The organism is Brevundimonas sp. UBA2503 (assembly GCF_002341485.1).
Taxonomy (GTDB): Bacteria; Pseudomonadota; Alphaproteobacteria; order Caulobacterales; family Caulobacteraceae; genus Brevundimonas; species Brevundimonas halotolerans.
Window position 1 is genome coordinate 21,625 of the sequence record NZ_DDOD01000022.1, and the last position, 9,343, is coordinate 30,967.

Annotated in this window: 9 protein-coding genes and 1 riboswitch; of the genes, 3 read left to right on the plus strand and 6 right to left on the minus strand. The window is 66.8% G+C overall.

What is annotated here, in order from left to right; genetic code table 11:
- Positions 1–3 precede the first annotated feature (3 nt).
- Together B4K74_RS10430 and B4K74_RS10435 are read right to left on the minus strand one after the other, a co-directional pair.
- A complete protein-coding gene (locus B4K74_RS10430; RefSeq protein WP_286692873.1) occupies positions 4–912 on the minus strand; it encodes a lipid A-modifier LpxR family protein in 909 nt (302 codons plus the stop codon).
- A gap of 145 nt (positions 913–1,057) precedes the next feature.
- Positions 1,058–3,010: a ribonucleoside-diphosphate reductase subunit alpha gene (locus B4K74_RS10435; protein WP_414630922.1), complete on the minus strand. Its 1,953-nt coding sequence runs from the start codon at positions 3,008–3,010 to the stop codon at positions 1,058–1,060.
- A 299-nt stretch (positions 3,011–3,309) separates the two neighbouring features.
- A riboswitch (yybP-ykoY riboswitch) is annotated at positions 3,310–3,413 on the plus strand.
- A gap of 109 nt (positions 3,414–3,522) precedes the next feature.
- Here B4K74_RS10435 and B4K74_RS10440 point away from each other — a divergent pair.
- The gene (locus B4K74_RS10440; RefSeq protein ID WP_286692875.1) at positions 3,523–4,113 is read left to right on the plus strand and encodes a TMEM165/GDT1 family protein; all 591 of its coding nucleotides are present in this window, start codon (positions 3,523–3,525) and stop codon (positions 4,111–4,113) included.
- A gap of 156 nt (positions 4,114–4,269) precedes the next feature.
- On the plus strand, positions 4,270–5,331 hold the full coding sequence (locus tag B4K74_RS10445) for a ribonucleotide-diphosphate reductase subunit beta (protein WP_123288059.1): 1,062 nt from the start codon (positions 4,270–4,272) through the stop codon (positions 5,329–5,331).
- Here B4K74_RS10445 and B4K74_RS10450 read toward each other — a convergent pair.
- From B4K74_RS10450 to B4K74_RS10460, 3 genes are read right to left on the minus strand one after another with little or no spacing between them, the layout of a single operon-like run.
- Complete coding sequence (locus B4K74_RS10450; protein ID WP_286692876.1) at positions 5,328–6,497, minus strand: serine hydrolase domain-containing protein; 1,170 nt, start codon at positions 6,495–6,497, stop codon at positions 5,328–5,330. The genes B4K74_RS10445 and B4K74_RS10450 overlap by 4 nt on opposite strands.
- A gap of 1 nt (position 6,498) precedes the next feature.
- Positions 6,499–7,260, minus strand: a complete 762-nt coding sequence (locus tag B4K74_RS10455; protein WP_286692877.1) for a molybdopterin-dependent oxidoreductase — start codon at positions 7,258–7,260, stop codon at positions 6,499–6,501.
- Entirely contained in the window at positions 7,241–7,996 is a 756-nt protein-coding gene (locus B4K74_RS10460; protein ID WP_286692878.1) for a cytochrome b/b6 domain-containing protein, read from the minus strand. The genes B4K74_RS10455 and B4K74_RS10460 overlap by 20 nt, the downstream gene beginning before the upstream one ends.
- Positions 7,997–8,093: 97 nt before the next feature.
- Here B4K74_RS10460 and B4K74_RS10465 point away from each other — a divergent pair, with 97 nt between their 5' ends.
- On the plus strand, positions 8,094–8,720 hold the full coding sequence (locus B4K74_RS10465; RefSeq protein ID WP_286692879.1) for a glutathione S-transferase family protein: 627 nt from the start codon (positions 8,094–8,096) through the stop codon (positions 8,718–8,720).
- Between the two features lie 2 nt (positions 8,721–8,722).
- Here the strand turns inward: B4K74_RS10465 and B4K74_RS10470 are convergent, their stop codons facing one another.
- Positions 8,723–9,295, minus strand: coding sequence for a hypothetical protein (locus B4K74_RS10470; protein WP_286692880.1), 573 nt, complete (start codon positions 9,293–9,295; stop codon positions 8,723–8,725).
- Between the last annotated feature and the right edge of the window lie 48 nt (positions 9,296–9,343).

Below are 9,343 nucleotides of genomic sequence, written 5' to 3' on the forward strand. Positions count from 1 at the left end.
GCGTCACCAGTCGGGCTTGATCGAGAACTGGAAGGCCACCATGCCTTCGGTGACATCGGCCTCGATGCTGTCGCTCATGTCGCGCATGCCGCCGGGCTCGATCTCGCGATAGACCAGACCGACCGAGCTGTGGACGTCGCCGCGGCGATAGGCGACCCCGATCGAGGCATCGCCAAGGAAGGCGCCGGAGTCGTGGCTGTAGCCCGAGCGGGCATAGTTGCCGTCGCGCGTCCGAGCGAAATTATAGCCTACGGCGCGGCCGGAACCGGCGGCGAACAGATACCAGCGGGCCCGGTCGCCAAAGACCTCCTGCCCCTCGGGTACCATGCGTTCGACATCCGAGCCGATCGACAGGGTCGCCCCGGCCTCGGCCACGGGGCCCAGGGGCGTCAGGCCGACACCGGCGTGCGGGGTCAGGGTCACCTCGAGGCCGGAAGCGGTATAGCCGAGCGTGGACGGCCAGCCCCGGCGATAGCTGAGGCCATAACGTTCGTCCTTGACCGCGACCGCATCGCCGGCGCCCGGCGGCAGCGGCCCGCCATCTGCGCGACGCAGGGTGCCGACGCTGTCGACCCTGAGGCTCTCGGTATAGGCATCCGTCTCGCGCCAGACCTCGCGGCTGGTCGCCACCCAGGGCGAGCCGCGCTCGATCTCCAGTGGCCGGACGTCGACAGACCGACTGTCGGGCACATAGGCAGGACCGGCGACGGTTTGGGTCCGGGCCGTATAGGTGGTGTCCGCATTGAGGCGCGAGGTTATTTCGCGGTCACGACGCTGGGCTTCCCAGCTGTCTTCCCACGGGTCTGCAGAGTTGAGTGACGCCGTCGTCGACGGGCCCGCCTGTGCAAAGGCAGCTCCCCCGAAACCGGTGGCCAGGACACACCCGACCAGTATGGACGTCGATCGCTTCACAGGCCCCTCACCGTGCCCTTACGCAGCGTTACGCGCTTGAGCATGCTACATTCGCCCGCGTCCGACAAATGACTTTTCGGCGACGCGGCTCCGATCCCCTAACGGATCGGGATGGCTCCGCGTTCCCTCTCGCCGGGGCCTTGCCCTACTGGCAGGCCAGACACTCGTCATAATCGGTGCGCGCCACTGAGAACAAATCAGGCTGGTTCGGATCGATTTCGGCCTCGGCCTTGTCCTCCGAGCCGGCGAACGATGCCCGCTGCACCGACTTGGACCGCAGGTAATAGAGCGACTTCAGACCCCGCTCCCACGCCGACCAGTGCAGCATGTGCAGATCCCATTTCTCGACGTCGCCGGGAATGAACAGATTGACCGACTGCGCCTGGCAGACCTCCGGCGTGCGGTCGGCGGCCAGCTCGACCACCCAGCGCTGATCCAGTTCAAAGGCGGTCTTGAAGATGGCTTTCTCGTCGTCGGTCAGCTCGTCCAGATGCTGGACCGAGCCTTCATTCTCGAGGATCGAATTCCAGATGGCGTCGGTGTTGAGCCCCTTGGCCTCGAGGATTTCCTCCAGATAGGGGTTCTTGACCGCGAACGAGCCCGACAGGGTCTTGTGCGTATAGATGTTGGCCGGGATCGGCTCGATGCCCGCCGAGGTACCGCCGCAGATGATCGAGATCGAGGCCGTGGGGGCGATGGCCAGCTTGTGCGAGAAGCGCTCCATGATGCCGCGCTCTTCGGCATCGGGGCAGGCGCCCTTTTCTTCGGCCAGCAGGCGGCTGGCCTTGTCGGCCTCGCGGCGCAGGTGCTTGAACAGCCGCATGTTCCACGACTTGGCCATGGCCGATTCAAAGGCCACGCCCTGCGCCTGCAGGAAGGAGTGGAAGCCCATCAGCCCCAGACCCACCGACCGCTCGCGCTTGGCCGAATAGACGGCGGCCGACATTTCCGGCGGGGCGCGACGAATGAAGTCCTCCAGCACATTGTCGAGGAAACGCATGACGTCCTCGATGAAGCGCGGCTCGTCCTTCCACTCCAGGAAGGTCTCGGCATTGACCGACGACAGGCAGCAGACCGCCGTCCGGTCGACGCCCAGGTGGTCGCGGCCGGTGTGCAGCATGATTTCCGAGCACAGGTTGGATTGCTTGACCGACAGGCCCAGCTCGCGCTGGTGGCGCGGCATCTGGCGGTTCACCGTGTCCGAGAAGATCAGATACGGCTCCCCGGTCTGCAGGCGGATCTCGAGGATCTTCTGCCACAGGCCGCGGGCGTCGACGGTCTTCATCACCGCCTGATCCTTGGGTGACAGCAGGTCGAAGGTCTTGCCGTCGCGCACCGCCTCCATGAAGGCGTCGGTGATGTTGATGCCGTGGTGCAGGTTCAGGGACTTGCGGTTGAAATCGCCCGACGGTTTGCGGATTTCGAGGAACTCCTCGATCTCGGGGTGGTGCACATCTAGGTAGACGGCGGCCGAACCCCGGCGCAGCGAGCCCTGCGAGATCGCCAGCGTCAGGCTGTCCATCACGCGGATGAAGGGGATGATGCCCGAGGTCTGGCCCGCGCCCTTGACCTTCTCGCCGATCGAGCGGACGCCGCCCCAATAGGTGCCGATGCCGCCGCCGTTCGAGGCCAGGGCGACATTCTCGTTCCAGACCGACTGGATGCCGTCGAGGCTGTCACCGACCGCATTCAGGAAGCAGGAAATCGGCAGGCCGCGATTGGCGCCGCCGTTCGACAGCACCGGCGTCGCCGGCATGAACCACAGCTGGCTCATATAGTCATAGATGCGCTGGGCGTGATCCGCGTCGTCGGCAAAGGCATTGGCCACCCGGGCGAACATGTCCTGATAGCTTTCGCCCGCCAGCAGATAGCGGTCTTCCAGCGTCTTCTTGCCGAACTCGGTCAGCAGGGCATCGCGCGAGCGGTCCAGAATGATCGAGGGCACCACCTTCAGATGCGGTCGCTCGGCGGTCGCGCCCACAGACGTTCCGGACGTCTCAGCCGTCTTCATTTCCGCCGTCTTCAGTGCTTCCACGCCAGCCATAATGCTCGATAATCCCCGAATGCCAATGCAACAGCGCCTCCTGCACAACCACATGATCTAGTGGCCGAAGCAGGTCCCGACGCCACATATGGGGCACAGATACCTAACGACCCGTCAACGGGCTTGACGATCACATTGTTCGCGAATCGGGGGGCAAGCCGCTCGGGACTGTGGAAAGCCCTGTGACACCGGGGTGACGTCGGCTCCCTCTTCACGAAATCGTGATCCGTCCATCACTCCCTCAGAACGGGTGACAACCTTGGCCGTTCAGCCGCGATGGCGGGGCACCCGAGTGCTGCGGACGGCACCGCGCGGCCCGGCTTGCGCGGCAGGCCCCTCCGGCGTAAAGCGGCCCCCTCGTCATCGGGGAGTAGTCGCCCACGCAAATGTGGGGCGCGCGTCAACACACTTTCCCTCGCCCGGAGGGAATGGCGCGTGCGGGGCTTCGGTAGACCTTCGGGTCGCGGAGCTGTTTGACAAGACCGCTGGCATCGCGGGGCGCATCCATGCGGGGGCGTTCGCGATGACCGTCGGTTCGCCCGTCGCCCCCGCCCGAGTGACCTGTTGTGTTTCCTTTTGCAGACGGCCCCTTCTGGGAGGCTCTGGGTGTCTCGACCGGGCTGGTGGCCCTGGCCGAGATCGGCGACAAGACCATGCTGCTGGCCGTGCTGCTGGCGGCGGCGTGGCGGCGGCCCGTGCCCATCCTCGCCGGCATACTGGTGGCGACCGTCGCCAATCATGCGGTGGCGGCGATCGCGGGCTCCGTGCTGGCCAGCTTTGCCGAGGGGCCGTGGGTCAAATGGGGGATCGGCCTGACCTTTCTGGCCTTTGGTGCCTGGACCCTGATCCCCGACCGGCTGGAGGACCGCCCGGCCCCGAAGGAGACCACCTGGCGCGGCATCTTCCTGACGACCATGGCGGCCTTCTTTGTGCTCGAGATGGGCGACAAGACCCAGATCGCCACGGCGGCTCTGGCCGTTCGGTTCGAGGCCTTGATCCCCGTCGTGATCGGCTCGACGCTGGGCATGATGCTGGCCAATACGCCGGCCGTCTTCCTCGGCGAGAAGGCCGCGACACGCCTGCCCCTGACCTGGATCCGCATCGCGGCCGCCCTCGGCTTTGCCCTGACGGGGCTGGCCGTCCTGTTCTTCGACTGATCCATCCCCAGCCTGCGGCGATTAACCACAAGATTTGGGGGTCGCCGCGATCACAATCACAACATCCAGCGCCGGACCCCCTTGGCAGGCCGCGTCTGTCCGCGCATGGTGCGGGCTCGCCCTGCAGCAATGATCCCTTCAGTTCACGAGACGCGCATGAACGCCCACAGCCCGATCACGCCCGCCAAGCCTGCCGGCAGCCTGCCCGGCCTGTTGACGCCCTCGGCGGCCTACAAGCCGTTCCGCTATCCGTGGGCCTTCGACATGTGGAAGAAGCAGCAGCAGGTCCACTGGATGCCCGAAGAGGTGCCGCTGGGCGAGGACTGCAAGGACTGGGCGGCCAATCTGACCAGCGCCGAGCGCAATCTGCTGACCCAGATCTTCCGCTTCTTCACCCAGGCGGACATCGAGGTGCAGGACAATTACATGGAGAAATACGGTCGGGTGTTCAAACCGACCGAGGTCAAGATGATGCTGGCCAGCTTCGCCAATATGGAGACGATCCATATCGCGGCCTACGCCCTGCTGCTCGAGACCATCGGCATGCCCGAGAGCGAGTTCGGCGCCTTCATGGAATATGAGGCCATGCGGGACAAGCACGACTATATGGGTCAGTTCGGGGTCGAGACCGACGCCGACGTCGCCCGGACGCTCGCCATGTTCGGCGGCTTCTCCGAGGGGCTGCAGCTGTTCGCCAGCTTCGCCATGCTGATGAACTTCCCGCGCCAGAACAAGATGAAGGGCATGGGCCAGATCGTCAGCTGGTCGGTGCGCGACGAGAGCCTGCACTGCGAAGGCATCATCAAGCTGTACCACGCCTTCAACAAGGAGACCGGCGCGGTCACCAAGTCGGTCGCCGACGACATCCTTCAGTGCTGCGAGACCGTGGTGAACATGGAGGACAAGTTCATCGACCTGGCCTTCGAGATGGGGCCGGTCCACGGCATGACCCCGGACGACATCAAGAAATACATCCGCTTCATCGCCGACTGGCGCCTGCGCCAGTTGCAGCTGCCGGAGCTGTTCGGCGGCTCGCGCGAGAACCCCCTGCCCTGGCTGCAGTCGCTGCTCAGCGGCGTCGAGCACGCCAACTTCTTCGAGGCCCGCGCCACGGAATATTCCAAGGCCGCGACCAAGGGCGCCTGGCACGGCGCCGATGGCGTCTGGGACAGCTTCGACCTGATGGTCAAACGCCGTAACGAGACGGTCGAGGACTAGGTGCCTGCCGGGCTCTGGCGACGCTTCCGCGTGCGTAGCAGGGCGTTGGCGGCCGCTTCCGCCGAGCCCGGCCCCGTCAGCACCACCGCCGCATAGGCCTGATCCACCGGCGACCAGACCATTGCCGCCTTGATGCCACTGGCGCCGCCGGAATGGCCGATCCAGGTCAGCGGACGGCCGGGCTCGGGCACCTCATAGAGCATCAGGCCCCGACCATAGGCCATCGGCTGATCGAACATGGGCCAGGGCAGGTCAAGCATGCTCCGCACCCGCTCCGTCGGCAGCAGACGTCCGGTCAGCACCGCCTGCAACAGGCTGACCGCGCCCTCGGGCGTCGCCAGCATGGGCCCGGCGGCGCCCACCCAGGCCGGGTGGACCATACCCTCCCCCCGGGCGGCATCCGGCGGCGGCAGGGACTGCATATCGGACACGGCATCGTCCGGCGTCACGAACCGCACACCGGACAGGCCGGCCCGCTCGACGATCCGCCGGGTCAGGATCTGGTCCAGCGGCTGCCCTTCGACCGCCTCCAGCACCGCGCCCAGCAGCCAGTAGTTGGTGTTGGAATAGCGCCAGCCCTGCCCGGGGCAGAACAGGCTGCCCTCGTCGCGCGCCACCGCGACCAGTTCGTCGATCGTCCGCAAGCGGGGATCGGCCCGCACTGACGCGGCCTCGTTGGAACTGTAGAGGCCCGACGTATGGTCCAGCAGCATGCCGAGGGTAATCCGCTCGCCCAGAGGCACCCCCTCGACCCAGCGCGACACCGGGTCGTCGAGCGATACCGCTCCCTCCTCGACCAGCTGCAGCACGGCGATGGCGACCGCCAGCTTGCCGGCGCTGGCCCACCAGAACAGGGGAGCGTCGTTCGCGCCCGCCCGGCCCGACCACAGGCCGTCGGCGTCCAGCACGGCGGCCCCCATCGAGTCCGCCCCCATGGCGCCCGAGGCTCGCGTCAGGACGTCATCGAGGGCGGCGTCCTCCCGCCCGGTCGCCTCGAAGGTCGAAGCGGGCCAGAGATCGGCGACCGGAGCCGCCAGCGGCGGTGGCCCCAGTCGCGTGATCGCGCCTTCGCACAGCGGCGGCCGGGGCGGCGCGTCCGACGACGTCTGGGCCAGCAGTTGGGTCGGCCACAGGGCGATCAGCCCAACAACGACAACGCCCCGCATCCTAAATCCCCGCATACCATTCATAGCCGCGGTCTTCCCAATAGCCACCCTTGCCGCGGCCGATGTGGGCGAAGCTTTCCACCGCCTCGATGCGCTTGATGTATTTGGCCATCTTGTAGCCGAGCTGGCGCTCCAGCCGCAGACGGGTGGGCGCGCCGTGCTTGATGGGCAGGATCTCGTCGTTCATCTCATACGCAAGGATGGTCTGCTCGTGATAGGCCTCGCGGATGTCGACCGAGGTGTAATAGCGCTCGCCGTTTTCGGTCTGATCGAGGGCGTCGAAGCAGTGGAACACCACGAATTTCGCCTCGGGCTTGAGGCGCGCGCGGTTCAGCACGGCCGACAGGCGCGCGCCCTTCCACTTGCCGATCGAGGTCCAGCCCTCGACGCAGTCGTGCTTGGTGATCTGGGTGCGCGACGGCAGGCGCCTGAGCTCGGCCAGTGAGAGGGCCAGCGGGGTCTCGACCAGGCCGTCGACGATCAGCTGATAGTCCCGGAAATCATTGGCCTTGAGCGCCCGGTATTCGGCGGCGGACGGATCGACCGAGCCATTGGCGCGGAAGTCCTTGGAGATGTCCTTTTCCTCGTACTCGGGGGCGAGCGCATCGCGGGCCAGGGCGCGCTGGGTGCGCTTTGACACCTGCTCGGCCTTTTTGACCGTGCACTGGGCCTGGGCATTGCGGACCAGACCGTCGCAGCCCGACAGGGCCAGAGCCCCGCCGGCCAGCAGCAGGTGACGGCGATCAGGACGGATCACGGTCATCGGACGTCTCCTCGGACGGTGCGGGTTCGGTGCGGATCACATACCAGCCGGTGACCATGGACCTGAGATTGTTGAGCGGACCGCTGAGGAACACCAGCAGCACATGCACCACGGCAAAGCCCGTGATCCCCATGGCGGCGATGAAATGCAGGGTCCGCGCCGACTGCCGTCCGCCCAGAATCGGCAACAGCTCGGGGATGGCGGCATTCATCATCGGCGACATGCCCAGCCCCGTGACCAGCATCATCGGCAGCAGGATCAGCAGCACGACCAGATAGGTCAGCTTCTGGATGACATTATAGGTGCGGGCGGCCTCGCCCTCGGGAAACTTGAGCTTCGCGTGCTCGACCACGCTGTCGGGGATGTGGGCCAGTTCCTCGCGGCTGGGCTCCATCATCCGGGCCAGCCGCCCCGAGAACAGGATGTACAGCAGATAGATCATGCCGTTGGCGACGAAGATCCAGGCGAAGAAGAAATGCCAGTTCCGGCCCGCCGCCAGATCGCGATAGCCGGGCAGGGTCATCCAGCCGGGAATGGTGCCAAAACTCAGCCAGGCGTCGTCAAAGGTCGAGTCCAGCCCCCAGTACAGATGCGGGTGGGCCTTCAGGATCTGCATGCCGGTCATCAGCAGGAAGACCAGACAGATCACATTGACCCAGTGCGTCAGCCGCACCGGCCAGGGGTGCCGCCATGTCGCCACACGGTCAGGGCCCAGGGGCCGGTCAGGACGGGTCATGCGCGGACTATCCCCGACTTTGCCATTACGCGAAACCACAGTTGTGTGACGGGCGTCATCATCCGGGATTAGTGTGCCCAAAACCCGGGAGGACACCATGGCCGACGAGATCACCTTCTATACCAACCCCATGTCGCGCGGGCGCATCGTGCGCTGGATGCTGGAAGAGGTGGGCCGCCCCTATGACACCCGGGTGCTGGACTATGGCACCACGATGAAGGCGCCCGAGTATCTGGCCCTCAACCCGATGGGCAAGGTGCCGGCCATCGTCTGTGACGGCGAGGTGGTCACCGAATGCGCCGCCATCTGTTCCTTCCTGGCCGACCGCTTCCCCGAGGCCGGCCTGGCCCCGGGCGCGAGCGAGGCCGGGCGCGGCACCTACCTGCGCTGGATGTTCTTTGCCGCCGGCCCGCTGGAGGCCGCCGTCACCGCCAGGTCGATGAACCTGATGCCCCCCGCCGACAAGGCCGGCACGCTGGGCTATGGCACCTTCGAGGCCGCCATCGAGGCGCTGGAGGGCGCGGTCTCGGGTGACGGGCCGTGGATCCTCGGCGACCGGTTCAGCGCCGCGGACGTCTATGTCGGCTCGCAGATCAACTGGGGCCTGATGTTCAAGACCATCCCCGACCGCCCGGCCTTCGTCGCCTATGCCGAGCGCCTGCGCGCCCGTCCGGCCTATGTGCGCGCCACCGAAATCGACGACGCCCTGATGCCGAAGGGGTGAGGTCAAGGGTCGCCGCCATGGCTTGGCGGGCGGTCGGGGGAGTGAGAGTCCGGAAAAACAGACTCCCCTTTCTCCACTTTTGCCGCCGGGATGCCCGGGATGACCGGGGCGCGGAGGGTCTCGCGCCGGGTCCGCAGGGCATTCAGGCTGAGGGTGTGGCCGGCGCGGCGGCGGTCGGCGGTTTCGGCGCGGCGTTCGGCCAGGGCTTCGGCCTTCAGCTGGCTATGGAGGCGGGTCCAGCGGACGGCCGCCAGGGCATCGCCGGCATCGAGGGCCATGCAGAGCCGGCGCCAGACCTTGTCGAGCGCGGTGGCCAGATCATCGACGGCGCGGCCCGGGTCGATCGGGGGCTGAGGGGGCGGCTGATCGCGACGCAACCAGCCCTCACGCGAGGCGCGCATCCAGAAGGTCGTGGGCGAAATGCCCAGCTCGCGGCACACCCGCTGCGCCGTCGCCCCGGCCTGAAAGGCCTCGCGCGCGACCGTCCAGAGGTCGTCGGCGGGGGCGTCCGGGAGGGTGGCGGTGGTCATGGCGCCGAGGGTGGCACGTGGGTGCGTCAGAAGCGGACGGGGCATTCTTCCCCCCTCGGGGGAAGTGGCCCGAAGGGCCGATGGGGGCCGGGG